This is a genomic window from Pseudomonas mandelii (assembly GCF_006438925.1).
Lineage (GTDB): Bacteria > Pseudomonadota > Gammaproteobacteria > Pseudomonadales > Pseudomonadaceae > Aquipseudomonas > Aquipseudomonas mandelii_C.
Genome location: NZ_RCZA01000002.1, coordinates 155,537 through 182,219, shown reverse-complemented (window position 1 = coordinate 182,219; position 26,683 = coordinate 155,537). Strand labels below are relative to the sequence as shown.

Annotated in this window: 15 protein-coding genes and 1 pseudogene; 7 read left to right on the top strand and 9 right to left on the bottom strand. The window is 60.2% G+C overall.

Annotated features, from left to right (window positions below):
• Positions 1–33: 33 nt before the first annotated feature.
• Positions 34–11,274 carry a VCBS domain-containing protein gene (locus EAH74_RS04680; RefSeq protein ID WP_140676512.1) on the bottom strand — a complete coding sequence of 3,747 codons (11,241 nt, stop codon included), beginning with the start codon at positions 11,272–11,274 and terminating at the stop codon, positions 34–36.
• Between the two features lie 734 nt (positions 11,275–12,008).
• On the opposite strand from EAH74_RS04680, the gene EAH74_RS04675 reads away from it, so the two are divergent.
• Positions 12,009–12,548 (top strand): hypothetical protein, encoded by a 540-nt coding sequence (locus EAH74_RS04675; RefSeq protein WP_140676509.1) that lies wholly within the window; start codon positions 12,009–12,011, stop codon positions 12,546–12,548.
• 15 nt (positions 12,549–12,563) lie between these two features.
• Here the strand turns inward: EAH74_RS04675 and EAH74_RS33735 are convergent, their stop codons facing one another.
• Positions 12,564–12,920, bottom strand: coding sequence for a response regulator (locus EAH74_RS33735; RefSeq protein WP_430539707.1), 357 nt, complete (start codon positions 12,918–12,920; stop codon positions 12,564–12,566).
• Between the two features lie 19 nt (positions 12,921–12,939).
• Positions 12,940–15,387, bottom strand: a pseudogene (locus tag EAH74_RS04665) (CheR family methyltransferase); the annotation flags it as partial.
• A 204-nt stretch (positions 15,388–15,591) separates the two neighbouring features.
• Between EAH74_RS04665 and EAH74_RS04660 the strand changes: the two are divergent.
• A complete protein-coding gene (locus EAH74_RS04660; RefSeq protein ID WP_074879190.1) occupies positions 15,592–17,196 on the top strand; it encodes a tetratricopeptide repeat-containing response regulator in 1,605 nt (534 codons plus the stop codon).
• Entirely contained in the window at positions 17,193–17,885 is a 693-nt protein-coding gene (locus tag EAH74_RS04655; RefSeq protein WP_140676506.1) for a sensor histidine kinase, read from the top strand. Before EAH74_RS04660 ends, EAH74_RS04655 begins: the two co-directional genes overlap by 4 nt.
• On the opposite strand, the gene EAH74_RS04650 is transcribed toward EAH74_RS04655, so the two are convergent.
• Positions 17,873–18,121, bottom strand: coding sequence for a hypothetical protein (locus EAH74_RS04650; protein ID WP_140676503.1), 249 nt, complete (start codon positions 18,119–18,121; stop codon positions 17,873–17,875). The genes EAH74_RS04655 and EAH74_RS04650 overlap by 13 nt on opposite strands.
• Positions 18,122–18,221: 100 nt before the next feature.
• Here EAH74_RS04650 and EAH74_RS04645 point away from each other — a divergent pair, with 100 nt between their 5' ends.
• Positions 18,222–19,463, top strand: a complete 1,242-nt coding sequence (locus EAH74_RS04645; RefSeq protein WP_193560120.1) for a glutamine synthetase family protein — start codon at positions 18,222–18,224, stop codon at positions 19,461–19,463.
• 70 nt (positions 19,464–19,533) lie between these two features.
• A complete protein-coding gene (locus EAH74_RS04640) occupies positions 19,534–20,904 on the top strand; it encodes an MFS transporter (RefSeq protein WP_140676497.1) in 1,371 nt (456 codons plus the stop codon).
• A gap of 75 nt (positions 20,905–20,979) precedes the next feature.
• Here the strand turns inward: EAH74_RS04640 and EAH74_RS04635 are convergent, their stop codons facing one another.
• The 4 genes from EAH74_RS04635 to flgA all read right to left on the bottom strand — a co-directional run bounded on the left by EAH74_RS04635 (position 20,980) and on the right by flgA (position 23,589).
• Complete coding sequence (locus tag EAH74_RS04635) at positions 20,980–21,726, bottom strand: flagellar brake protein (protein ID WP_123368747.1); 747 nt, start codon at positions 21,724–21,726, stop codon at positions 20,980–20,982.
• Positions 21,727–21,818: 92 nt separating this feature from the next.
• Positions 21,819–22,286 carry a flagella synthesis protein FlgN gene (locus tag EAH74_RS04630; RefSeq protein ID WP_140676495.1) on the bottom strand — a complete coding sequence of 156 codons (468 nt, stop codon included), beginning with the start codon at positions 22,284–22,286 and terminating at the stop codon, positions 21,819–21,821.
• A 48-nt stretch (positions 22,287–22,334) separates the two neighbouring features.
• Complete coding sequence (gene flgM, locus EAH74_RS04625; protein WP_123368749.1) at positions 22,335–22,661, bottom strand: flagellar biosynthesis anti-sigma factor FlgM; 327 nt, start codon at positions 22,659–22,661, stop codon at positions 22,335–22,337.
• 166 nt (positions 22,662–22,827) lie between these two features.
• On the bottom strand, positions 22,828–23,589 hold the full coding sequence (flgA, locus tag EAH74_RS04620) for a flagellar basal body P-ring formation chaperone FlgA (RefSeq protein WP_140676492.1): 762 nt from the start codon (positions 23,587–23,589) through the stop codon (positions 22,828–22,830).
• Between the two features lie 82 nt (positions 23,590–23,671).
• Between flgA and EAH74_RS04615 the strand changes: the two genes are divergently transcribed.
• Entirely contained in the window at positions 23,672–24,628 is a 957-nt protein-coding gene (locus EAH74_RS04615; RefSeq protein ID WP_140676489.1) for a chemotaxis protein CheV, read from the top strand.
• Positions 24,629–24,650: 22 nt separating this feature from the next.
• A complete protein-coding gene (cheR, locus tag EAH74_RS04610; RefSeq protein ID WP_140676486.1) occupies positions 24,651–25,478 on the top strand; it encodes a protein-glutamate O-methyltransferase CheR in 828 nt (275 codons plus the stop codon).
• A gap of 112 nt (positions 25,479–25,590) precedes the next feature.
• On the opposite strand, the gene EAH74_RS04605 is transcribed toward cheR, so the two are convergent.
• Complete coding sequence (locus tag EAH74_RS04605) at positions 25,591–26,541, bottom strand: tetratricopeptide repeat protein (RefSeq protein WP_140676483.1); 951 nt, start codon at positions 26,539–26,541, stop codon at positions 25,591–25,593.
• Between the last annotated feature and the right edge of the window lie 142 nt (positions 26,542–26,683).

Genomic DNA, 26,683 nt, shown 5'->3' with positions numbered 1-26,683 from the left:
GTCTGCAGCGGTGGATTCAACTCCAGCCCAACATCAAGCCGTCAGCGTATGGTCAGCCTCCCCAAACCAGGTGCGCACCAGATCGGTACCGCTCGTGCCCGTGTTGGCAAGGACCGCCACATCGGCGAAGTTCGTACCATTGGCTGCGCCATCGACATCCACCTTCACGGTTATGTCGCTGCCGGACTGCGCCAGTTGGACAAAGTCGGACACCTGGCTGGTGCCGTTAACGAAGTTGGCGTTGAGCAGCGCGGAGAGGTCGACTGTGTCACCTTCGGCGAAGTTGTAGTCGAGAATATGGTCGCCGCCTTCATTCACGTTGAAGTAGGCGAACACATCGGCTCCCGCGCCACCGCTGAGAGTGTCCTCCCCGCCACGACCCACAATGATGTCGTTGCCGTCGCCGCCACTGAGTACGTCCGCCGCCATAGTCCCCACCAGTGTGCCGCTGGATTCGCCGTGGTAACTGACCTGGGTGCCGGCCTCGCCACCGTCGGTGGCCTGGAAGTCATTCACTGAGTAGTGCCCCAGCAGATTCACTTCAGCCCGGTGCACACCGTCATCCACCGTCAGCAGGCCGCCGGCGCCAGAGGCGTTGGCGTTGTAGCTGAGTTGGGTGTTGGCGCCGAAGGCGAGATCGCCGAAGGTCAGCATGTCATCGCTTTCCAGACCGAGGATGCCGACCAGCGAGCCCGCCGCTTCGGCCTGTGCGATCACCAGTGTGCCCGCACCTTCGCCGTGGAAGGCGACTGAGGTATGGGCGGTGCCATCGAAGCTCAGGGTTGCGTCGCCGTCGATGGTGGCGCTGCCGTTGCCCATCACGTCGGCCAGCAGGTGCAGGTCGCCACCATTGGCCCACAGGTGGCCGGAGTTGTCGACCGCACTGGCCACCGTCATGCCGCCTGTACCCGTAGATTCCAGCACTCCGCTGTTGGTTATGGTGTGGGTGCCGGTGTCGAGCACCAAGCTATTCAGCCCGCTGGCCAGGATCAGCCCCGCATTGACCAGCACCATCTGCCCTGCGCCCAACTGGCCGGCGCCGGAAATGCGGTTGTCGACATTGGTCAGCACGGTGTCGGCGCTGCCACCGAAAATCACGTTCTGCGCGCTGTCGGATAGCTGCACCTGACCGCCACCGGTCAAGGTTGCGCCACGAAACAGAATCTCAAGGTGGGTCGCACTGCCGGCGGAGCCGAGTTCGATCGTGCCGCTGTTATGGATGCTGCCACCGAACGGCATGATCGCGCCGTCGGCAATGCTGAGGGTACCGGCGTTGTTGGTGAGCGGGTCCACATCGAACTGGAAGTTCGCTTCGCTCAAGTCCGCCGCATCGACACCTTTCAGGGTGACCGTCTGGCCGGAGCCGATGTTGACCAGCGCATCGCCGTTTGCGTCGTTAGCGATACTCACGTCAGCATAACCAGTGACACCGGTGAAGCCGATCAAGTCGATCTTGTCCGCCGTCGCATCGAAGCTATGGATGACGTTATTGCCGATCGGCTGGGCGAACACGAACAGGTCGGCGCTGCTGGAACCGGTGAGGTTGTCGTCCGCTGACAAGGCGAAGATCGGCGAACCAGGGGCGTAGGTCTCGACGTTGTCGCGAATCACTTCGCTATCCACCGTGCCATCGGCATTGGTCCAGGTCATGGTGACCGGCAAAACCCTGGCGCCCACGAAATCCGCTGCTGTCGTGACCGTCAATGTGTCCAGGCTGCTCTGGTCCACCGTCCAGGTGCCATTACCATTGTCGGTGCCCTGGTTCAGGGTCCAGCCTGCGGGAAGACCGGAAATGCTCACCGTGGTGACACCTGCGTGAGTCACCGCATCGGCGAGGCCCATGTTAATCGGGCTGCCGGCAACACCGGCTGGACCGAGGGTACTGTCGTGGACAACGATGTCTGAGGCTGTGATGTTAGCGACCCCGGCCAACGTCGTAACGTTGTTCAGCGTTGCCACTTGTACCCGACTCGCCGTATTGCTCCAGTCTGTGTCAAACCAGATTTCGCCCTTGCCTGTCGTCGAGTTGAATACGATCACGTAGGTGTTGGTGGCACCGCCGCCAGCGCCGGTTGTGATCTGTGACGTTGTCTGCGAACTCGCGTCGATCAGATCAATCTTGTTGTCGTCGTTGTTGTTGATGTTGTTGATGCTGTTGCGGGTTTGAAAGTCGGTGGAGAGAAGCGCTGTACCGGCCGAACTCCCAACGGTTGTGAAGCCGACACCACCCGTTACGGCACCACTCAGGAAGCCAATCTTGTCGATGTTGTCCGTGTAGTCGGTGATCGTGTCCGTGCCACCGTTGGTGCGCAACCGGAATTGGTCAGCCCCACCATTACCGGTCAGCGTATCGTTGCCCGCCTGGCCGTTGATGGTGTCGGCCCCGCTGCCGCCGCTGATGTTATCGACGCCGGATGAACCATTGATATTGAAGGCTTCGGTCTGGTTGCCCAGGTTGAGCGTCAGCCCGGAAGTCGTCAGCGTCACGTTTTCGATATTGGCGATCTGGGCATTGCTGGTGCTGGTGAAGTTCGCGCTGACGTTGAGCGTATCGGTGTTGGCTCCGCCGTCGAGCAGCGTGTCGTTCTGCGCACCGTTGATGATGTCGTTGCCACCCGCCGCACTGATGCTGTCTGCACCTGTGCCGCCGGTGATGGTGTCGACACCCGAAGAACCGGTAATGGTGAAGCCTTCGGTCTGGTTGGAGAGGTTCAGGGTCGCAGCCGTTCCGATCAATACATTCTCGATACCCGTAATCTGCCCGTCGCTTGTGCTCGTGAAGAGGGCACCCGTACTCAGGGTATCGGAACCGGTGCCGCCATCCAGCAGTGTGTCGTTGTCAGTGCCAAAGATCGTGTCATTCCCGCTGCCCGCGACGATTTGATCGGCACCTGAAGTACCAAAGATGGTGAAGCTTTCGGTTTGGGCATTCAGGATCAGTACTCCTGACGCTGCGGTGAGTTGTATGTTTTCAATATTCGCGATCTGGCTGTCGCTCGTATTGACGAAGACACTACCGACATTGAGGGTATCGGTTCCGGTGCCGCCGTCGAGCAGGCGGTCATTCGCCGCGCCGACGATCACGTCGCTGCCCGCGCCGCCAAAAATCCAGTCAGCACCGGTACCGCCGGACAGATTGTCCGTGCCACCGAAGCCGTAGATCGCTGTGTCGGAGCTGCCCGCCGAGAAATTGTTGCCCGCGCTCGTGCCGAGATAGAGCTCCACTACGCCCGCCGCGACACTGCCATCTTTCACCTGCAAGGTACCCGACACCACGGAGCCTTGCTCCACGGGGGACAGATTCGTGCTGGCGCCGCTGGTGATCGAGGGGTTGCCGAATGCTGCGGCAAATGGACTCTGCAGTGACAGCGTCGCATTGTCCGGGTCGGTCGCGACGAAGCTGATCGACGTCTCGGTTATGGCCAGGCCGGAAGTCGTCGGTGCGTCGTTGACTGCCGCCACCGTGATGGTCGTTGTCGCGACATTGCTCGCGTGGTTGGTCGCAGCTCCATCATCAACTTGGAAGCTAATCGTGCGCGCCGTTGTTGAGGGGTTGTCGCTACTGTTGGAGTAGGTCACCGAGCGCAGCGCGGTCTGATACTGCGCCACCGTAGCAGCTCCGGTCAGTGTCAGCACGCCAGTGCCCGCATTGTAGTTGCCGGTAATGCCGTTCTGGTTGGTGAACGCGAGTACGTCTTGACCCGCGGCGAAGTTGCCGGTGATCGATACCGTAGCGCCCGTCAGGTTGCTACTGTCGACATCGGTGACCGTCAGCGCCGAGTTGATCGCCGTTACTGCCTGGTTTTCTGTGTATGACAGCGACGCACCTGCCGTCATTACCGGCGCGTCGTTGGTCCCGGCGATGTGGACGGTGACCGAGGTGAGGGTGCCGTCGGCACTGCTTACCGCGAAGGTGTCGGTGTAAGTGGTGCCGGCGACGAACTCGTTGTGAGCGGAGTCGGCGACATAGGTCCAGGCACCGCCAGCGTTGATGGAGAACTGGCCATAGTTGCCGGCGGTATTGGACTGCGCGACGAAGGTCGCGGCGCTGTCGACGTCGCTGATGGTCAGGCTGCCATTGGTGGTCAACGGGGCATCGGTCTCGGTCAGGGTGACGCTGGCCGAGGACAGCACGGCGGCGTCGTTGCTGCCGAGGATATGCACGGTGACCGAGGTGAGGGTACCATCGGCGCTGCTCACCGCGAAGGTGTCGGTGTAGGTGGTGCCGGCGGCGAACTCGTTGTGGGCGGAGTCGGCGACGTAGCTCCAGGCACCGTCGGTGCCGATGGAGAACTGGCCATAGTTGCCGGCAGTGTTGGTCTGGGTGACGAAGGTCGCGGTGCTGTCGACATCGCTGATGGTCAGGTTGCCGGCGGTGGTCAGCGGGGCATTGGTTTCGGTCAGCGTGACGCTGGCCGAGGACAGCACCGCGGCGTCGTTAGTCCCGGTGATGCTGACCGTCACCGCGGTCGCGGTGCCGTCGGCACTGAGTACCGTGAAGGTGTCGGTCAGGCTGTCGCCGACATTGAGTGCGTCGAAGGCCGAGTTGGCGGTATAGCTCCAGTTACCTGCGGCATCGATGGCGAAGGTCCCGTTGGCGCCGGCGGTACCGGATTGGGCCTGGAAGGTTTCCGGGCTGTCGACGTCGCTGATGGTGAGGGTGCCAGCCGTGGTCAGCGGGGCATTGGTTTCGGTCAGCGTGACGCTGGCCGAGGACAGCACGGTGGCATCGTTGCTGCCGTTGATAGTGACCGTCACTGCGGTCGCGGTGCCGTCGGCACTGAGTACCGTGAAGGTGTCGGTCAGGCTGTCGCCGATATTAAGTGAGTCGAAGTCCGAGTTGGCGGTATAGCTCCAGTTACCTGCGGCATCGATGGCGAAGGTTCCGTTGGCGCCGACGGTACCGGATTGGACCTGGAAGGCTTCCGGGCTGTCGATGTCGCTGATGGTCAGGCTGCCATTGGTGGTCAACGGGGCATCGGTCTCGGTCAGCGTGACGTTGGCCGAGGACAGCACCGCGGCGTCGTTGCTGCCGAGGATCTGCACGGTGACCGAAGTGAGGGTACCGTCGGCGCTGCTCACCGCGAGGGTATCGGTGTAGGTGGTACCGGCGACGAACTCGTTGTGGGCGCTATCGGCGACATAGCTCCAGGCACCGTCGGTGCCGATGGAGAACTGGCCATAGCTGCCGGCGGTGCCAGACTGGGCGACGAAGGTCGCGGCACTGTCGACGTCGCTGATGGTCAGGCTGCCATTGGTGGTCAGCGGGGCATCGGTTTCGGTCAGGGTGACGTTGGCCGAGGACAACACCGCGGGGTCGTTGCTGCCGGTGATCTGCACGGTGACCGAGGTGAGGGTACCGTCGGCGCTGCTCACCGCGAAGGTGTCGGTGTAGGTGGTGCCGGCGACGAACTCGTTGTGAGCGGAGTCGGCGACATAGGTCCAGGCACCGTCGGTGCCGATGGAGAACTGGCCATAACTGCCGGCGGTGTTGGTTTGCGCGACGAAGGTCGCAGCACTGTCGACGTCGCTGATGGTCAGGCTGCCATTGGTGGTCAGCGGGGCATCGGTTTCGGTCAGGGTGACGTTGGCCGAGGACAACACCGCGGCGTCGTTGCTGCCGGTGATCTGCACGGTGACCGAGGTGAGGGTACCGTCGGCGCTGCTCACCGCGAAGGTGTCGGTGTAGGTGGTGCCGGCGACGAACTCGTTGTGGGCGCTATCGGCGACATAGCTCCAGGCACCGTCGGTGCCGATGGAGAACTGGCCATAACTGCCGGCGGTGTTGGTTTGCGCGACGAAGGTCGCAGCACTGTCGACGTCGCTGATGGTCAGGCTGCCATTGGTGCTCAGCGGGGCATCGGTCTCGGTCAGCGTGATGCTGGCCGAGGACAGCACCGCGGCGTCGTTGCTGCCGGTGATCTGCACGGTGACCGAAGTGAGGGTACCGTCGGCGCTGCTCACCGCGAAGGTGTCGGTGTAGGTGGTGCCGGCGACGAACTCGTTGTGGGCGCTATCGGCGACATAGCTCCAGGCACCGTCGGTGCCGATGGAGAACTGGCCGTAACTGCCGGCGGTGTTGGTCTGGGTGACGAAGGTCGCGGTGCTGTCGACATCGCTGATGGTCAGGCTGCCATTGGTGGTCAACGGGGCATCGGTTTCGGTCAGGTTGACGCTGGCCGAGGACAGCACGGCGGCGTCGTTGCTGCCGAGGATCTGCACGGTGACCGAGGTGAGGGTACCGTCGGCGCTGCTCACCGCGAAGGTATCGGTGTAGGTGGTACCGGCGACGAACTCGTTGTGGGCGCTATCGGCGACATAGCTCCAGGCACCGTCGGTGCCGATGGAGAACTGGCCGTAACTGCCGGCGGTGTTGGTTTGCGCCTGGAAGCTTTCCGGGCTGTCGACATCGCTGACGATCAGGCTGCCATTGGTGGTCAACGGGGCATCGGTCTCGGTCAGGGTGACGTTGGCCGAGGACAACACCGCGGCGTCGTTGCTGCCGAGGATCTGCACGGTGACCGAAGTGAGGGTGCCATCGGCGCTGCTCACCGCGAAGGTGTCGGTGTAGGTGGTGCCGGCGACGAACTCGTTGTGGGCGGAGTCGGCGACGTAGCTCCAGGCACCGTCGGTGCCGATGGAGAACTGGCCATAGCTGCCGGCGGTGCCAGACTGCGCGACGAAGGTCGCGGCACTGTCGACATCGCTGATGGTCAGCGTACCGGTGGTGGAGATGTCAACGGCGGCATCGGTCTCGGTCAGCGTGACGTTGGCCGAGGACAACACCGCGGCGTCGTTGCTGCCGGTGATGTGGACGGTGACCGAAGTGAGGGTGCCATCGGCGCTGCTCACCGCGAAGGTATCGGTGTAGGTGGTACCGGCGACGAACTCGTTGTGGGCGCTATCGGCGACATAGCTCCAGGCACCGTCGGTGCCGATGGAGAACTGGCCGTAACTGCCGGCGGTGTTGGTCTGGGTGACGAAGGTCGCGGTGCTGTCGACATCGCTGATGGTCAGGCTGCCATTGGTGCTCAGCGGGGCATCGGTTTCGGTCAGGTTGACGTTGGCCGAGGACAGCACCGCGGCGTCGTTGCTGCCGAGGATCTGCACGGTGACCGAAGTGAGGGTACCGTCGGCGCTGCTCACCGCGAAGGTGTCGGTGTAGGTGGTGCCGGCGGCGAACTCGTTGTGGGCGGAGTCGGCGACGTAGCTCCAGGCACCGTCGGTGCCGATGGAGAACTGGCCATAGTTGCCGGCAGTGTTGGTCTGGGTGACGAAGGTCGCGGTGCTGTCGACATCGCTGATGGTCAGCGTACCGGTGGTGGAGATGTCAACGGCGGCATCGGTCTCGGTCAGTGTGATGCTGGCCGAGGACAGCACCGCGGCGTCGTTGCTGCCGAGGATCTGCACGGTGACCGAAGTGAGGGTACCGTCGGCGCTGCTCACCGCGAAGGTGTCGGTGTAGGTGGTACCGGCGACGAACTCGTTGTGGGCGCTATCGGCGACATAGCTCCAGGCACCGTCGGTGCCGATGGAGAACTGGCCATAGCTGCCGGCGGTGCCAGACTGGGCGACGAAGGTCGCGGCACTGTCGACGTCGCTGATGGTCAGGCTGCCATTGGTGGTCAGCGGGGCATCGGTTTCGGTCAGGGTGACGTTGGCCGAGGACAACACCGCGGCGTCGTTGCTGCCGGTGATGTGGACGGTGACCGAAGTGAGGGTGCCATCGGCACTGCTCACCGCGAAGGTATCGGTGTAGGTAGTGCCGGCGACGAACTCGTTGTGGGCGGAGTCGGCGACATAGCTCCAGGCACCGTCGGTGCCGATGGAGAACTGGCCATAACTGCCGGCGGTGTTGGACTGGGCGACGAAGGTCGCGGCACTGTCGACATCGCTGATGGTCAGCGTGCCGGTGGTGGAGATGTCGACAGCGGCATTGGTTTCGGTCAGCGTGACGCTGGCCGAGGACAATACGGCCGCGTCGTTAGTGCCGGTGACGGTGACGGTCACTAGTTGAGTGTCCACGCCGCCGAGGCCATCGCTGACCCGCACGGTGAACACTTCATCGTGACTTTCTCCAGCCCCCAGCGACTGCACCGCACTGGCGACACCATCGGTGCCATTGGCCAGGGTGTAAGTCCATTTTCCGGTGCTGTCCACCGCGATCGAACCGTAGGTGCCGGTATTCGACCCGGCAATGCTCCAGGTGGCCGTAGCAGCGTGATCGATGTCAGCCGAACTGAACTGGCCGCTCACGCTGAGCGTGGTGTCTTCCTGCACCGCGCCGGCATCGTTGCCCGTCGCGAAGCTGAGCACCGGCGCATCGTTACTACCAGTGACGGTAACGGTCACCAGTTGAGTGTCCATGCCGCCGAGGCCATCGCTGACCCGCACGGTGAACACTTCATCGTGACTTTCTCCAGCCCCCAGCGACTGCACCGCACTGGCGACACCATCGGTGCCATTGGCCAGGGTGTAAGTCCATTTTCCGGTGCTGTCCACCGCGATCGAACCGTAGGTGCCGGTGTTTGTACCGGCAATGCTCCAGGTGACCGTAGCAGCGTGATCGATGTCGGCCGAGCTGAACTGGCCGCTCAAGCTGAGCGTGGTGTCTTCCTGCACGGCGCCGGCATCGTTTCCTGTCGCGAAGCTGAGTACGGGGGCGTCGTTGTTGCCAGTGACGGTGACGGTCACCAACTGGGTGTCCACGCCGCCGAGGCCATCACTGACCTGCACGCTGAACACTTCATCGTGACTTTCGCCAGCCTTCAGCGACTGCATCGCACTGGCGACACCATCGGTGCCATTGGCCAGGGTGTAAGTCCACTGGCCGGTGCTGTCCACCGCGATCGAGCCGTAGGTGCCCGAAGCCGAGCCATTGATGGTCCAGGTGGCCGTCGCAGCGTGATCGACGTCGGCGGAGCTGAACTGGCCGCTGACGCTGAGCGTGGTGTCTTCCTGCACCGCGCCAGCATCGTTGCCCGTCACGAAGCTGAGTACGGGCGCATCGTTGCTGCCGGTAATAGTGATGGTGACGGTCTGCGTTGCCGAGGCGGCATTAGCCGCACCGCTGTCGTCGGTCGCAACCACCGCGTACGAGAAAGTGATGGTTTCACCCGCACCGAGGAAGTCGAGGTTCTGATTGCTGCTGTAGTCCCAGCTGTTCTGGTCGACCGAGAAACCGGCCACCAGTGCCGAGACCACGCCCGCATTGAGCGTGCCGCCGCTCCAGGCGATGTCGCCGTTGGAGGTCTGCGACACGGTCACCGTGTCATTGCTGTCCAGATCGCTAAAGCTCAGTGCGCCGCTGTCGCTCAGGGTGACCGTGCCGTTGCCTTCGTTCATTGCCCCGGCGGTGTCGGCTATTGTCAGCGTCGGCTGGTCGTTGGTGCCGGTAATCGTGATAGTCACGGTCTGCACCGCGCCGTCGCCGATCGCCACGTTATAAGTCTGGGTGAGGGTCTGGCCTGCGCCGAGGAACTGCAGGGTGGTGTTGTTCACCGCGAAGTTCCAGCCCAGCGAACCGCTGCCCGTACCGGTGCTGTCGCTCAGTGGATTGGTGGTGAAGCTGCCCAGGTAGCCGGAAGCGCCCGGCGTGACAGTGACGCTGTGGGTGTCGATCCGGTCGACGTCGGTAAAGGTGATGCTGCCGTTGGCTGCGTAGTCGCCGCTGTCTTCCCTGGCATCGCCGGCTTGCACGCCGCTGGTGATCTGCACCTGATCGTTGGTGCCGGTAATCGTGATAGTCACGGTCTGCACCGCGCCGTCGCCGATCGCCACGTTATAGGTTTGGGTGACGCTCTGGCCTGCGCCGAGGAACTGCAACGCGGAGTTGTTCACCGCAAAGTTCCAGCCCAGCGAACCGCTACCCGTGCCGGTGCTGTCGCTCAGTGGGTTAGTGGTGAAAGTGCCCAGATAGCCGGAAGCACCTGGCGTGACGGTGACGCTGTGGGTGTCGATCAGGTCGGCGTCAGTGAAGGTGATGCTGCCGTTGGCTGCGTAGTCGCCGCTGTCTTCCTTGGCATCGCCGGCTTGCACGCCGCTGGTGATCTGCACCTGATCGTTGGTGCCGGTAATCGTGATAGTCACGGTCTGCACCGCGCCGTCGCCGATCGCCACGTTATAAGTCTGGGTGAGGGTCTGGCCTGCGCCGAGGAACTGCAGGGTGGTGTTGTTCACCGCGAAGTTCCAGCCCAGCGAACCGCTGCCCGTACCGGTGCTGTCGCTCAGTGGATTGACAGTGAAGCTGCCCAGGTAGCCGGAAGCTCCCGGCGTGACGGTGACGCTGTGAGTGTCGATCCGGTCGACGTCGGTAAAGGTGATGCTGCCGTTGGCTGCGTAGTCGCCGCTGTCTTCCTTGGCATCGCCGACCTGTACGCCGCTGGTGATCTGCACCTGGTCGTTGGTGCCGGTGATGGAAATAGTCACATTCTGCGTGGTCGACGAGCCATGCCCATCATTGATGGTGACCACATAGGTTTCAGTAACAGTCTGCCCCTGGGCCAGGTATTGGGCTGCCGCATTATTCAGGGTGTAAGTCCAGTTAACGGTGCCGTTGGCTGCGTTTGCCGCTTCAGTTACTGATGCAAGGGTGAAGTTGCCCAGCGCTGTGGCATTGCCTCCCGCAGCCACGAAAGAGGCGGTATGCGTGTCACTCAGGTCAACATCGCTAAAGGCAATAGTGCCCGAGGTGCTCAGCGAGTCGGTCGGGCTCGGCGTCGTGGTCGCATCTTCGGTTACCGTGCCGGCCTGAACGCCGACGTTCATCGTCACACTGTCATTCATGCCAGCGAACTGCACCTGCGCAGTGGCCCAACTGAGCGTGCCGTTGCCGAGACGAATCGCATAGGTAAAGCTGTCCGTCAGGGACCCTCCAGCGGCAAGCGACTGGAGTTGCGCCTTGAAAGCAGTCGACAACGTTGCAGCGTCGTAGCCGACCTTGCCATCCGACGTAATCCAGATCTTTGCCCCATTGAAACTGGTGTCAGTACTCGTCGCCTCAATTCTGCCCGTGTCCTGGATCAGGAGATCGGCCGGCGCATAAACCTTGGTGGCAGTAGAAAGACTGGTCGCGTCATCGAGTGACCACAGTGTCTTTGCGCTACCGCCGAGGTCATTGGACATGACGTCCAGGTACACGACCCCCAGCAGGTCTTCAGTGATGGCCGCGGTGCCCGTGCCAATAACACCGGTAGTGAAAATGTCGTCCTGCGCCTGCGGAGTGTTGGAAAGCGAAGTAACGGTGCCGCCGCTGGTCGTTGTGGTGGTAGTCATGTCTTTCTCCCGAAAATGCCATTTTTTTATTTTTAGAATCGCTAGGGACTGCTAACAGGACGAAGTCCCGTTCTTGCACCGCTCAGGTAGTTCAGGAGTGGTGCGAGGCGGCCGCCGGACATCGCCGGCCTGACGGGCCGGGCGCTGCCGGCAGAGGCGCGCGGGTATTGCGGGGATGGAAAAGTTCGCCGCGCTTGAGGAGCGGATCGCAGGACAGGTCGGGCGAATGTGAGCCCGAGGCTGGTGCTGCGCTGCACATGGCACGCAATAGACGGAGAGCACCCATGTGGTAGGGACTCCTGAAATAATGGCTGGATGAGGCCGTGTTTTGAGGTAGCACTGACTCAGGGATACGGCCTTTCGTGATATCAGTTTGATGTGTGTTAGTTGTGGGGTCAGGCTTTGTAAAGGTGTTAACCGCAGTTAACAGTGCGACGTGCCAATATTCCGACAGGCGGGTATTTTGGTGTCAATATAATGTCGATTTGTTTTTGGCGACGGGGCCTGGGGCACTCAATATTGGCCTGGCTCGAATGAGCTGAAACCCAAATGGGGCATGCTCTGGCTGAGGAGTACCGGCCCTTGGACTCCATCAAATCTCAGCATTCAGCTGTTAAAAGCGCCCGCCAGAGCCTCTGCTTTGGCGGTTTTTTTCATGCCCGAACCACCCGACGACCTATATGGAAAGTCAGTCATTGCTGTGCCTTACTGCACACTCCACAAGGAGCCAAGCAATGCGACACAGAGGCTCGCAGTTCTGGTTATGGACCGATAACCGGTTACCTCTCCATACCTATGAAGAAGTGCTCAAAGATGGGGTGCAGGTGGAAGTGCGGGCGCGGATGAGTCATGAGGGTGTCACCAAGGTGTTCATCGGTATTTACGATGGCCATGGGGTCATGCTGTGTGAGGAGTTTCACGACAGGGATCGCGATGAGCCTTGCTGCGCGGTGTTGAAGTGGGGCACTCAGCGAGCGAGGGATATTTTGGCGGAGACGCAGGGGTTCGTCGCACCGCATCGGGGGCAGTTGACGCTAGGCCCGGTCATCACCGATGAGTCGGTACTGGCGCTGCGGCGGATGGAAATGAGCGAACATGAGCGTTTCAAGCTCCGCTGTGAAGACGCATGGTCGGAATACCTGGCCGCCAAAGCGGCCATGTTGAACCTCATGCGAGCACCCAAAGTCGATCCCAAGGTCTGGGCAGACCACAAGGAGCGACTGAGACAGGCGATTGACCGGCGCATCTGTGTGCAACGCACCTATTTACGCTGAGCCATTTCCGGCCCCTCAGGTCTGGGGCTGGCGCAGGGTCTCGATGGTTGCGATCAGGTCATCGTAGGAAACCGGTTTTCCAATGTGCTGGTTAAAACCCGATTGGCGGGCCTTTTTTATGTCGCTGCTGGAGCCATAGCCGGTCAGGGCAATGGCCGGAACATCCTTGGCCAGCGGCAACTGACGCAGTGCATTCATCAGCTCATGGCCGTTCAGGTCCCGGGCGATTTTGACGTAGCCTTTGAGATTGTCACCGCTGAGCAAGGTCACCTCGCCGCTGCAAAAGAAGCGGTTGCCGTCCTTGCGCACGTGCCAGCGCTCATCTTCGCTGCGGCCATGGGTGCGCACCAACAGCAGTTCGTTTTCAGGCACGCCGGACGCACGATCTTCAGGCCGCGTCTGCGACCAGGTCCTCGTAATGCAGGCGATGGGTAATATCGAGCAGGGAGCGGCCGGTATCCACCGGCAACATGCTGAAGATGTCAGTGGCGCGCGGGGTGAACCACTTGATGCGCATGCTGCGATCGACAAATACCGTGGCGATGTCGGTGGAGGCAATCAGGTTGGTCAGGTAGTCGTTGATCTTGTCGGTTTCTTCGACTTTGGTTTTCAGCTCGTAGTTGACCGTCAGCAGCTCTTCGTTGATCGATTGCAGCTCTTCCTTGCTGGTCTCCAGTTCTTCGGTGGCCGAGCGCAGTTCTTCGTTGATGGCCTGCATTTCTTCGTTGGACGCCTTGAGCTCTTCGCTGGAGACTTCCGATTGTTCGATGGTGTCCTGCAAGTGCAGCTTGGTGCGTTGCAGTTCGCGCTCAAGGTTGGACAGCACCTGGCTTTCGGTCTGTAGCACGGTGGTGGCCGCTCGTTCGGCAGGGTCGACCTCGACTTCCTCGAAAATCACCAGGACGTATTCGCCGTCAGATTCTTCATCCTTATAGGGATGCGCGACCAGATCAATCAGGTAACTGCGCTCATCACGCTTGATCGGCACTTCGCGGGACTTGACCGGGAGGCCACTCTGCTGGACCTGGAACAGCGTGGTGCGGATTTCCAGGCGCAGTTCCGGAAGAATCAGTGTCAGCAAGTTACGCGACAATTCGCCGCCAACATGACGCAGGAAACGTCCGGCACTCTCGCTCATGTGCAGGATGTCGGCGTTGGCATCGATGATCACGCTCGGTGGTGCGGACTGTTCGAGGGCGCGTTGATGGATATCGCCAAATGACAATTTACGCGGCGCGCTGCTTTGCGGGACCTGTTGGGAAGTGTTGGTCCGCACATAGCCTCCACGCGGCATGGTCGGTGTGCGCCGACTGTTGGCCGTGCCGGTCTTGGCACGGAAGATTCGGTTGCGTTTATCCACCGGCGCGAACAATTCGTGGCACGCGTCCGCGCTCTCGGAAGTACCGAGGAACAGGAAACCACCGGGACGCAGGGCAAAGTGGAACATCTGGAGGATTTCGCGTTGCACTTCGCGATCCAGATAGATCAGCAGGTTGCGGCAAACAATCAGGTCGATCTGCGAGAAGGGTGGGTCGGACAACAGGCTGTGCTTGGCGAACAAGACCTTTTCGCGGATTTCCTTGCGAATCCGATAATGATCGTCTTCCTTGATGAAGTAGTGGCGCAGCCGCGAGGGTGGCACATCGGTGATGATGGCCTGTGGATACAGGCCGGCCCGGCCGACGCTGATGGCGCGTTCGTCGATGTCGGTGGCGAACAGCTGCATCGACGCCGCACTGGCGTCCAGTTGCAATTGATCGTTGAGCAGCATGGCCAGGCTGTAGGCTTCCTCGCCCGTGGAGCAGCCCGCGGACCAGACGCGGATTTCTTCTTTCTCGGGTTGCGCGGACAGGGCCGCGCTGACCAGTTGCGGCACGACATCCCGCTCCAGGGCTTCGAAAGCCTCTCTGTCACGGAAGAAGTTGGTCACGCCGATCAGCATGTCGCCCAGCAGCGCCTTGGTTTCTTCAGGGTTGTTTTGCAGATACTGGTAATAGCCACTCAGGTCCGGTTGGCCGGTGACCTGCATCCGGCGTTCGATCCGGCGCAACACGGTGGCACGTTTGTAGTGCTTGAAGTCATGGCCGGTGCCGGTGCGCAACTGAATCAGGATGTCGCGCAGCATTTGTTCGGCAAGTGCGGCGTCGCGCTCGGACACCGCAGCAATGGTTTGCAGTTCCGGATCGTTGGCGGTGGGCAAACAGATTTCCCTGGAGTTGCGCCATAGCTCCAGCAGTTTTTGTGGCATTTCCACTACGGGCAGCACCAGGTCAACCATGTGGATTTCGATGGCGGCGCAAGGCATGCCATCGAACTCGGCGTCTTCCGGTGCCTGGACCAGTGTGATGCCACCTTGTTCCTTGATCCGTGACAAGCCCACCGCGCCGTCCGAGCCGGTGCCTGACAGCACCAGGCAGAAGGCGCGCTCGCGGTGCACGTCGGCCAGGTTGCGGAAGAACAGATCAATGGACGCGTGGCGACCTTCGCGCGGATCTGTAGCGCTGACCTCCAGAAAGCCATCGTTCATTGTCAGCCGTTGCGCCGGTGAAATGACGTACACCCGGTTTTTCTCGATAGCCACCGTTTGGGTCACCTGCAGAACCGGCATCTTGGTCGATTCCTGGATGATCTTGTCAGCGATGCTTTGGTGATCGGGCGACAGGTGGAGAATGATCACGAACGCCATGCCATTGTCCTGGGGCATGTTTTCAAAGAACAGTTTGATCGCTTGCAGCCCGCCCGCCGACGCACCGATGCCCACCACCGCAAAGTCCAGGGTGCTGGGGGGCAGGGCCTTTCGCTCAGGAGCAGGGGCCGAGTGCTTGGGAGTGGTGGTCATTACGCTTGCCTTTGGCGGGGGGGAAACGCCTCGAGTTCAAGTGGGGGGTGGGTGCGCCTTAATAAATCAGGATAATCCCGATTTTCAATAACACCTTCAAATATTTAGCGCGTACTGAGCGGCATGGTTTCTCAAGGGAACGCCACTACTGGCCGATAACCCGAACAGTCATGGTCTTCTTCTTAAATTGCCTGGAAATCTTCGATGCTGTCGTATCACCAAAAGCGCTTTTTGATCGTCGATGATTTCTCGGATTTCCGCAGTTCCGTCAGGTCCATGCTGCGCGAGCTGGGCGTCAAGGATGTCGACACCGCCGACACCGGTGAGCAGGCGCTGCGTATGTGTTCGCAGAAGGCCTACGATTTCATCCTGCAGGACTTTCACCTGGGCGACGGCAAGAAGAACGGCCAGCAGGTGCTTGAGGACCTGATGATCGAGAAGCTGATCAGCCATGAGGCCGTGTTCGTCATGGTCACCGCCGAGACCAGTCAGGCGATGGTGCTCAGTGCGTTGGAACACGAACCCGATGCGTACCTGACCAAACCGTTCAACCGTTCCGGCCTGGCTCAACGCCTGGAGCGGCTGGAGCAGCGCAAGACCTTGCTCAAGCCGATTCTGCAGGCCCTTGACCGGGGCAAACCGGTTGAAGTGCTCAATGCCTGCATCGCCCTGTGCAAGCAAGATATCCGCTACTCGCCGTTGTGCCTGCGCTACCGCGCCGATGCCTTGCGCGACCTGAATCAGAACGAGGCGCTGGAGCGTCTCTATGACAGCATCATTGCTGATCGACCTTTGCCGTGGGCGTTTGCCGGGCTGGGTAAGCTGCTGTTCAAGCGTGGCCAGGTCGCTCAGGCCAAAGGCGTCTACGAAAAAGCTCTGAAAGTGTTCCCGATGATGCCGGCGCTCTACGACGGCATGGCCGATGTGCTGGTCGCCGAAGGCGACACCAAGGCGGCCCAGCGTGTGCTGGAAGAAGCGATCCGCTTGTCGCCGCTGGCGGTGCGCCGACAAGCGCTGCTGGGCAAGTTGGCGATGGCCAACGAAGATTTTGACACCGCCTCCAAAGCCTATCGTCAGGCCGTGGCGCAGGGCGCGCAGTCACGTTTCAAGGATGCGGAGAGCAACCTTGGCCTGGCCCATGCCTTGATCAGTAAAGGCAGCGAAAAAGGTCTGGATACCCGGACTCGACTGGAAATCAACACGACGCTGAGTGCGGTGGCCAAGGAAAACCCTTCCGACCCGGGTCTGCAGATTCGTGCGCGATTGATGAAAGCCACCAGTCTGCTGCTCAACGATGCCGAAACCGCCGAGAAGCTCACCGAGCAGGCGATGATGCGCCTCGATGGCATGGAACAGTTTATGAGCGCCGAAGCGGCGCTGCTGGTGGCCAAGCAACTGCAGATGCTCGGGCAGGCCAGCGCCGGTGCCTCGATGCTGAAAAACTGTGCGGAAATCTACGGCGACGACCCGACAGTGATGAAGGGCATCGCCAAGTTGACCGACGATCCGACCATTCTCAACTCCGGCAACGCCGCTGCCGACCTCAACCGTCAGGGCGTGCGGGTGTACAAGACCGGCAACCTGGTGGAGGCGCGGCAGGTGTTCCGCAAAGCTCTGGCGCTGCAACCCAAGAACATCAGTATCGCGCTGAACATGGCGCAATCGCTGCTGCACGGCACCGACACCAGTGTCCCTTCGGCGGAGCTGGAGGAATGTCGGACGTGCCTGAAAATGGTCGGCCTGATGCCCGACACCGATGCGCGTTTTCCCCGTTATCAGAAGTTGCGAAGCAAGGCGTTTGGCGAATGAACGACAGCGAACAGGCACTCGATTTTTCCACGGTGATTGCCTCCACCGTGCACGACATGAAGAACTCCCTGGCGATGCTGATGCAGGCCCACAGCCAATGGTTGGCGCGCTTGCCAGATCCGCAACACCACACCCCGGAGCAGGGCGTGATCGAATTCGAGTTCGCGCACCTCAATGGCATGCTCGTGCAGTTGCTGGGACTGTACAAACTCGGGGTCAACCAGATGCCGTTGCAACCGGCCTACCATGAACTGGATGACTTCATCGAAGCGCAATTGGCCTGCCACCAGGACGTGTTCGCCAGCCGCGGCATCATGGCGACCTATGAAGTGGACCCGCTGAGCCCTCTGGGTTTCTTCGACCGGGAGCTGATTGCTTCGGTGCTGGGCAACAGCATCAACAACGCCATTCGTTACGCCCGCCATGCGGTGTTGATCAGCGTCAGCGATGAAGCCGGGCAACTGGTGCTGACCGTCAACGACGATGGCGAGGGTTATCCTCCCGAGATGATCGAGCGTCAGGCCGATTACGTGCAGGGCATCAACCACAGCAGTGGAAGCACCGGCCTGGGCCTGTATTTTGCCGGGCGGATTGCCGCACTCCATCAACGCAACGGCGTGGGCGGACGCACCGAAATCAGCAATGGCGGCCCGCTGGGTGGCGGGGTGTTCAGCCTTTACCTTCCCTGATGGGCATATCCCCCCGTAGGAGCTGGCGCAGCCTGCGATCTTTTGATCTTGCCTTTAAACAGCAACGTCAAAAGATCGCAGGCTTCGCCAGCTCCTACCGGATTGTGGTGGCCGAAAATCAGAGGTTTGCAGCCAATGATTTTCTTTTTGTGCGCTGCTTGATATTCCGAACAGGCGGAGCCTATTTTGTACGGGTCGCCGTTCGCGGCTTGCACATCAACAAAGGATTGCGTCATGACAACCGATGGCCATAGTTCATTCGCGGAGCGATTGACGGGCATTGATGAGATCGAATGTGTTACGCCGGATTTGAATGGCGTACCCCGCGGCAAGGTAATGACCGCCGAAGGCTTTCTCGAGGGGCGGCGTTTGCAGATGGCGCGGGGGGTGCTGCTGCAATGCATCATGGGCGGATACCCGCCAGCGCGCTTTTACGGCTGCGATGATGGCGACCTGGCGCTGGTGCCCGATCCTGCACAGATCCATCGCTTGCCGTGGAGCCAGCAGCCGCGAGCCTTGGCCATTTGCGATGCGCACGAGCTGACCGGCGAAAGCTCGTCTCTGTCGACCCGCGGCCAACTCAAAGCCGTGATTGCGCGTTACGCGGCTCTCGGCCTGGCGCCGGTGGTGGCGACCGAGCTGGAATTTTTTGTCTTCGCGCCCAATACCGACCCGACTCAACCGTTCCAGCCGCCGCTGGGCCTGGACGGTCGTCGCGAGGACGGTCATTCGGCGTTCAGTATCAGTTCCAATAATGGTTTGCGGCCGTTCTTCAGTGAAGTCTACGCATGCATGGGGGCCTTGGGCTTGCCGCGCGATACCTTCATGCACGAGATGGGCGTCAGCCAGTTCGAGATCAACCTGCTGCACGGCGACCCACTGCTGCTGGCCGACCAGACTCTCCTGTTCAAACATCTGCTTAAAGAAGTTGCGCTCAAGCATGGCCTGACCGTGGTTTGCATGGCCAAGCCGCTGGCGCACACGCCGGGCAGTTCGATGCATATTCATCAGAGCATCATCGAGATCGGCAGCGGGCGTAACGTGTTCAGCAACAAGGCTGGAGAGCCGACGGCGACCTTCCGTCATTTCATCGCGGGTCAGCAGGCCGGCATGGCGGATTTCACGGCATTGTTCGCACCGAACGTGAACTCGTATCAGCGCTTGTGCCATCCGTATGCGTCGCCGAATAATGCCTGCTGGTCCCACGACAACCGGGCGGCCGGATTGCGTATTCCGGCCAGTTCGCCCGCCGCTCGTCGGGTCGAGAACCGCTTGCCGGGGGCTGATGCAAATCCTTACCTGGCGATCGCCGCCAGCCTTGCCGCAGGGTTGTATGGCATTGAACACAAACTGGAGCCTGGCGAGCCGATCCAGGGTGAGTTCGAAGTGCCGGACAATCTTTCGTTGCCGTGTACCTTGCATGCGGCTCTTGAGCGTCTGAAACGTAGCCAATTGGCGAAGGAACTGTTTGGCAAGGAGTTCATCGAAGGCTACATCGCCTCGAAGACCATGGAGTTGACCAGCTTCTTTGATGAAATTACTCCCTGGGAGCGACGTGTTTTAGCGGCCCAGGCCTGACGTTCCATCGTCTTCGGGCTATCTTTTCGGGTAGCCCGATTCTCACTGCAAGGAGCCGCTCGGAACGCCGATGCGCCAAATCTGGAAACCCTTTCGAGCGCTTTATTTTGCCTCGCTGATGATGTTGATCGGCTCTGGCCTGTTGAGTACTTACCTGGCCTTGCGCCTGGCCGCCGACCACGTCGACAGCCTGTGGGTCGGTGCGTTGATGGCAGCCAACTATTGCGGCCTGGTGCTGGGTGGCAAGATCGGCCACCGGCTGATTGCCCGGGTCGGGCATATTCGCGCCTATTCGGCCTGCGCCGGGATTGTCGGTGCGGCGGTGCTGGGCCATGGCCTGGTGGACTGGTTGCCGGCCTGGATCTTCCTGCGGGTCATCGTCGGCCTCGGCATGATGTGCCAATACATGGTCATCGAAAGCTGGCTCAATGAGCAGGCTGAAGCCTCGCAGCGCGGGACGGTGTTCAGCGGCTACATGATCGCTTCGTACCTGGGGCTGGTGCTGGGTCAGTTGATTCTGGTCATGCACCCGGGCCTGGGTCTTGAGCTGCTGATGCTGGTCGCCTTGTGCTTCGCGCTGTGCCTGGTGCCGGTGGCCCTGACCCGGCGGATTCACCCGGCGCCGTTGCACCCGGCACCGATGGAGCCGCGGTTCTTCATCAAGCGCGTGCCGCAGTCGTTGAGCACGGTGCTGGGGGCGGGACTGATCATTGGTTCGTTCTACGGTCTGGCACCGCTGTATGCCTCACAGCAGGGGTTGTCCACGGAGCAGGTCGGCCTGTTCATGGGTAGCTGCATTTTTGCGGGGTTGCTGGTGCAATGGCCGTTGGGCTGGCTGTCCGACCGTTATGACCGGGCGCTGTTGATCCGCTGTTTTGCGCTGGTCCTGGCGCTTACCGCGTTGCCGCTGGCAATCATGCAACAGGTACCGCTGGAGATTTTGTTTATCACCGGGTTCTGCTGTTCGCTGGTGATGTTCTGCCTGTATCCGCTGGCGGTGGCATTCTCCAACGACCACGTCGAGGGTGATCGTCGGGTGTCCCTGACAGCGATGCTGTTGGTGACCTACGGTGTCGGCGCCAGTATCGGACCACTGGTGGCCGGGGTGCTGATGAAGCTGTTCGGCAGCCACATGCTCTATGCCTTCTTCAGTTTCTTCGCGTTGGTGCTGGTGTGGCGGATTCGTCCAAAAGCGGTGACCAACCTGCATGTGGTGGACGATGCACCGCTGCATCACGTCGCCATGCCGGACAGTATGTCGAGTTCGCCACTGGTGGCTTGCCTTGACCCGCGGGTCGATGAGCAGGTGGTGCAAGACCAGATGCAGAGCCCGATCAACCCTGAGCCGGACCTGGAACCTGAATCAGAGCCCGAAACCGATCCGCCGCCCGAAGACCCTGATGCACCTCGCGAGCAAAGTTTCACCGAGGCCAGGCCATAACAACGTATAAAAACAACGCATAAAAAAACGGGCAGTCACCGCAAGGGACTGCCCGTTTTCTATTGAAGCGTCGTATTACATGTCGTCTTTGTCGAAGCGCCGCGCTTCACGCTGAAGCTGATAGACGAACCGCTCGACCTGGCGCTGCACCAGCCCGCTCATGTTGTGAAAGCGTACGCCGGCGAAGGTGATGGAGATCCTTTCTTCGAAGTGCAGGTAACGCAGCTCGACGGGTGCCGTCATGTTGCCAAAGGGCAGGGCGGCGATGAAGCGGTCATAGACCTGGCCCAGTTGCAGGCTGTCCGTGATGTCGCCTTCGAAGCGCAACTTGCAGCCGGTGGCGGAGATGTCCAATAGCTTGCCGCTGATCGGCGACTTGAGCTTTTCACCGCCCAGATCGACGTTGACCAGTTGTGCCAGCTTCAATGCTGCGCGGAATGCATTGCGACGCTGGTGGTAAACCACCTCGGCGGGCAGGGCGCCACGGTAGCAGCGACCGCCACCGGATTCGTCGATGGTCAACGGGCCGTTGCTTTCCCAGGCAATACGCACGCCGTCGTGAAAGCCTTCGACCTTGAACGGTTCGCCGGCGAGCAGGAAGCGTTCACCATCGCGGGGAATCATTTCGTCCAGGGCAATCATGTTGCTGTTACGGTCAATGTCCACCAGATAACTCTGGAAGCGCTGGCTGCGCTCATGGAACGTGATGATCAGCGGGTCATGGCTGTCTTGCAGCTGGCGCAGGGTGCCGGAGATCTCCAACGGCGTGGTGAGCACCTTGGGTGGCTGCGGAGCATCTTCCGCGCTTAAGGCATTGAACACGGTTCATCAATCTCCAGACAAAATATGACTACGACTGGCCGTCATATTGCCAGCATGTTGCGCGTCTTGATAGTGCGCGCTTTTCAGCAGGCTCAAGCCTGACTGAGCGGGCGTGGCTTCGCAAGCGTGGAGGTTGATCCGCGCGCATCGTAGAGCGCTGGCGGCTCGCCGCCGTTGAGGATTTTCAGCTGATTGGCCGTCGCGGCCTGTTGCACCAGGATCGACTGGCCATTCTTGACGTTGGCCGCTTGGCACTGAGCCAGAAGATCGGTCAACACATCACTCCGCTCCAACAGCTGATCGCCAATGCTCGAATGGCTGGCAAGTTGCTCCAGGCCGTTGCGATTGGTCGGCAGGTTGAGGCTGGCGAGGATTTCACTGCGCTTGCGGCCATGCTGATCGAGCAAAATGATCAATGCCTGTTTCTGCGCCAGAATCTCTTCGAGCAGTGGCATGTCACGACCGTGCAAGGCGAGGGACTCGGTTTGCAGTAACTCCAGCAAGTGCTGTGCTGGAGCGAAATCGTCGGTGATCAGTTGCAGTAAATTAGTGTCGTGCATGGCTGGCCTTGGGTTTTAAGCGTCCAAAAGCCTGGCGCAGGCCTGGGCCTAGCGCTGGGCTTCGAAGTTGAGCAGTTTGCTGGCTACACGGTTGCTGTCGACTTTATAGCTGCCATCGGCAATCGCTGCTTTCAACTCGGCCACGCGGGCGTTGTCGACGGCAGGCTGATCGCGCAGCTTGTCAGTGACCTTCTGCAACTGTTGAGCCTCATTGCTGAGATGTACTGATTCCCCGCTTTTAACGGTACTGGCCTGTTCGGCCGGGGTATTCAGCGGCGCGGATTTGCCGGTTTCGGCGGTTTCCTTCGCGGTGCTGGTACGTGTGCTACCGGTTAGTGACGAGGAACTGTTCAAACGGCTGAAATCGATGACCATGACAAAAAACCTCTGGGTATTTGGACGCTTGCCATGTTTTCGGCCATACCCTGGAAAACTTTAGGCCCATTTATCAATGAGCTTGCGCGCGTCAGCGCTTGCCCTGCATAGGGCACAGTCTAGGGAACAGTCGAGCGGCGCGCCACATCTTCACCAACAGAGAGTTCTACATGGCCACTTCCACCTGGCCGGGCGCGGTGACTTGCGCCTTGATGACCCGCTGGGAGTTGAGGTTTTTCACCCGAATCTGTTCGCGCAAGCCGCCGTTGGACAGCGCTTCACCCGGCATGCGCACGCTGAGCGTTCCACTGCGGGCGGTAATCACCACCTGGTCACCCTTGCTGATGACTTCTGCCTGTTCCATGTGCACCAGGGTCATGACCTGGTCGGCGACCATTGGTCGGGTAAGTTTCTGCCCGATCGCCTGGTCGACGGAAGTCAGGTAACCCTGGCTGATCAGGCTGATGTCACGCTCGCGCAGGGTCACATCCTGGGGCTCGACGATACCGGCGCGTCGCAGCGGGCGGGTGGTGGTCACAATGTCGCGAAACAGGCGCACTTGAGCGGGTACGAAGACCGTCCAGGGCGACGCGCCCTCGCAGCGAACCTTGACCGTAACCCGTCCCAGCGGCGTGGCCGGGCTCTCCAGGGACGCTGTCAATTCCTTGTCGCACATGGGCATGCGCAGCCGCGGATCAAGCTGCTTGACCTCGATCTCGTAGCGGCCCTCCGTTTGACTGGTGGCCAGATAGTCTTCTACGGTGAATTCAAGAAAGCCCTGAGTGACGCCGATAAGCATGTCAGGCAAGGTAACCGCGTCAGCAAGGGCAGGGCAGCCAGCGTTGAACAGGCAGACGGCCGACACCGCGCAAAGCAATTTGCGGGCGTTTGATGTCAGGCGTCGGAAAAATGTCGGTTCTGTGTTCATAAGAGTTAAAAAGCAAGCGCCGTGCCGTTTAGTGATGAATGCGCGTCGCAACACACTTAAGCGTTGGTGTAGGAGTCTGTGCATGGCTGGTGTAATGGATGCGGTAAACCAGCGCACGCAACTGGTAGGGCAGAATCGCCTTGAGCTGTTGTTGTTCCGTCTCGACGGCCAGCAGCTGTATGGGATCAACGTGTTCAAGGTTCGGGAGGTGCTGCAATGCCCCAAACTGACGCTGATGCCAAAATCCAGTCCTGTCGTGTGCGGTGTGGCAAATATTCGGGGGGCGACCATTCCGATTCTTGATCTGGCCATGGCGACCGGTTCCGGGGCTTTGAAAGACAAGAACAATCCCTTCGTGATCATCACGGAGTACAACACCAAGACCCAGGGTTTCCTGGTGCGCTCGGTGGAGCGCATCGTCAACATGAATTGGGAGGAGATTCATCCGCCACCCAAGGGCACGGGACGCGATCATTACCTGACGGCTGTGACTCGGGTCGACAATCAGTTAGTCGAAATCATCGACGTCGAGAAAGTGCTGGCAGAAGTGGCGCCGACACCGGAAGCGATTTCCGTTGGCGTGGTGGATGTCGAAACCCAGCACAAGGCGCTCTCTTTGCGAGTACTGACGGTCGATGACTCGTCGGTGGCGCGCAAGCAGGTGACCCGTTGCCTGCAGACGGTCGGTGTCGAAGTGGTGGCGTTGAACGACGGTCGGCAAGCGCTGGATTACCTGCGCAAGCTGGTCGACGAGGGCAAGAAGCCGGAAGAAGAGTTCCTGATGATGATTTCCGACATCGAGATGCCGGAGATGGACGGGTACACCCTCACGGCCGAGATCCGCAACGACCCTCGCATGCAAAAGCTTCACATCATCCTGCATACTTCGTTGTCGGGTGTATTCAATCAGGCGATGGTCAAGAAGGTCGGTGCCGATGACTTCCTTGCCAAATTCCGTCCTGATGACCTGGCATCCCGGGTAGTCAACCGGATCAAAGCAGCAGACATCAGCCAGGGGCCTTCTGCCCCTAACGGTTAATACGATTTAAGAGGCGGCATCTTTGTCTACGGGTAATTTGGATTTCGAACAGTTCCGGGTCTTCCTGGAAAAGGCCTGTGGCATTTTGCTCGGTGAAAACAAGCAGTACCTGGTCTCGAGCCGTCTCAACAAACTGATGGAACAGCAAGGCATCAAGTCCCTGGGTGAGCTGGTCCAGCGCATCCAGACCCAGCCGCGCAGCGGTTTGCGCGAGATGGTGGTGGACGCCATGACCACCAACGAAACCCTGTGGTTTCGTGACACCTACCCGTTTGAAGTCTTGAAGAACAAGGTGCTGCCCGCAGCGATCAAGGCCGCCCCTGGCCAGCGTCTGCGGATCTGGTCGGCGGCCTGTTCGTCGGGTCAGGAACCGTATTCGCTGTCGATGTCGATCGATGAGTTCGAGCGCGTGAACATGGGCCAGTTGAAGATGGGCGTGCAGATCGTTGCCACCGACCTGTCCGGTACCATGCTGACCAACTGCAAGGCCGGCGAGTACGACAGCCTGGCGATCGGCCGTGGCCTGTCGCCCGAGCGCCTTCAACGTTACTTCGACCCGAAAGGGCCGGGACGCTGGGCCATCAAGGCACCGATCAAGAGCCGGGTGGAGTTTCGCTCGTTCAACTTGCTGGACAGCTACGCGAGCCTCGGCAAGTTCGACATCGTGTTCTGCCGCAACGTGCTGATCTACTTCTCCGCCGAGGTGAAGAAGGACATCCTGTTGCGCATTCACAGCACGTTGAAGCCAGGCGGTTATCTGTTCCTCGGTGCTTCCGAGGCGCTGAACGGTTTGCCGGATCATTACCAGATGGTCCAGTGCAGCCCGGGGATTATTTACCAGGCCAAGTGATTGGCCGGCAGCGTAAAGAAACTGTCGACCTCAAAGTAATGCCAGTCAGCCAAGCTGACTGGCCTTTTTGTTTTGGGCATAGGACATCGAACGCTATTGGCGGTACCCGAGATTATTTGAGGTCGCTGTACGTCAATGGGTACGCACACAGCGGTGGGTGGGAATCTGTCCATTCCCTGGCAAACGCCTTGCCGGCTTCGATTTGTTCGGGGGTGGATCGGCTGGTCAGAGTGGCCAGCAGATTGGCTGCTTCACGATGCCTGATATATTCCCGAGTGCTGTCGACCACCAGCCAAAGCAAGCCATAGCCCTTGATGTAGTCATAGCTGAAGTTATAGCGATCGAGGTTTTGTTCGGTGTCGAAATAGTGCATTAGCGCGTAGCTATAGGCGAGTACGGCGTTGAGATCATTGTGTTCAAGTCGCTTTAACAGCCAATACTGCTGATAAGGAATATTCCTGTACCTGACCCGCTGGTTGCTCAACCAGGTCATCGCAGGAGGGAAACCGGCTTGGGCGGACTTTCTCAGCATGATGTCCCGCAGGCTGTCCCAGTTTGAATCGGCAGGCCTGAGTGCCCTGTCGTTTTCGTAGAGGAGGGCCTGGAGGTAGATCGCCTCTCCATTGCCCGCTACGCCAGCCTTTTTCAGCCAGGCGATATCCTTGGTCAGTTCATACATTTCAAGCATGGCGTCGCTGTCGCCAATATCGGCCCGCTCGCGCGCCAGTTTCAAGGCTTTCGCAAGAGAGTCGGTATCGCCCAGGCGCATCAACGAATAGACGTGATCTTGCGCGCCGGCCAGTTCGTACCACTTTTTGGCCGAGCCGGTGGTATTGCCTTCGCGGCGTCGAAAGATTTCGCCCAGCGCATATTGTGATTCGGCATCACCAGCAGTGGCCGCGATAGTCAGGTCGCTTTCAGCATCCAGGTATTCCCGCAGATGGTAACGCTGCAGTCCTCGTGTTTTGGCAGCCCGTTGCGGATCGGTTAATGGCGACACGAGCGAGTGGATTGATTTGATCAGTGTGTGAAGCGCCGTAAATACATCAGCGTGAATATGCATGTTCAGTCCCTGTGTGGATGCAAAGTGGAGTTGCCAACACAGGTTATCGGGGGGGCGGTGGCCAGAAGCGGTACATATTTATGGACGCCTGCCACTTTTGCGTCAGCTCCTCAGAGGCATGCGCCCATGGACAAGCGGCAGA

Bases quoted from the DNA above. Each gene is read 5' to 3' on its own strand.
- EAH74_RS04675 (WP_140676509.1), top strand. From the start codon at position 12,009: ATGCGACACAGAGGCTCGCAGTTCTGGTTATGGACCGATAACCGGTTA.
- EAH74_RS04605 (WP_140676483.1), bottom strand. From the start codon at position 26,541: ATGCATATTCACGCTGATGTATTTACGGCGCTTCACACACTGATCAAA.
- EAH74_RS04650 (WP_140676503.1), bottom strand. From the start codon at position 18,121: ATGACGCAATCCTTTGTTGATGTGCAAGCCGCGAACGGCGACCCGTAC.
- flgM (WP_123368749.1), bottom strand. From the start codon at position 22,661: ATGGTCATCGATTTCAGCCGTTTGAACAGTTCCTCGTCACTAACCGGT.
- EAH74_RS04680 (WP_140676512.1), bottom strand. From the start codon at position 11,274: ATGACTACCACCACAACGACCAGCGGCGGCACCGTTACTTCGCTTTCC.
- EAH74_RS04660 (WP_074879190.1), top strand. From the start codon at position 15,592: ATGCTGTCGTATCACCAAAAGCGCTTTTTGATCGTCGATGATTTCTCG.
- EAH74_RS04630 (WP_140676495.1), bottom strand. From the start codon at position 22,286: ATGCACGACACTAATTTACTGCAACTGATCACCGACGATTTCGCTCCA.
- EAH74_RS04645 (WP_193560120.1), top strand. From the start codon at position 18,222: ATGACCGCCGAAGGCTTTCTCGAGGGGCGGCGTTTGCAGATGGCGCGG.
- EAH74_RS04640 (WP_140676497.1), top strand. From the start codon at position 19,534: ATGCGCCAAATCTGGAAACCCTTTCGAGCGCTTTATTTTGCCTCGCTG.
- flgA (WP_140676492.1), bottom strand. From the start codon at position 23,589: ATGAACACAGAACCGACATTTTTCCGACGCCTGACATCAAACGCCCGC.
- EAH74_RS04615 (WP_140676489.1), top strand. From the start codon at position 23,672: ATGGCTGGTGTAATGGATGCGGTAAACCAGCGCACGCAACTGGTAGGG.
- EAH74_RS04655 (WP_140676506.1), top strand. From the start codon at position 17,193: ATGAACGACAGCGAACAGGCACTCGATTTTTCCACGGTGATTGCCTCC.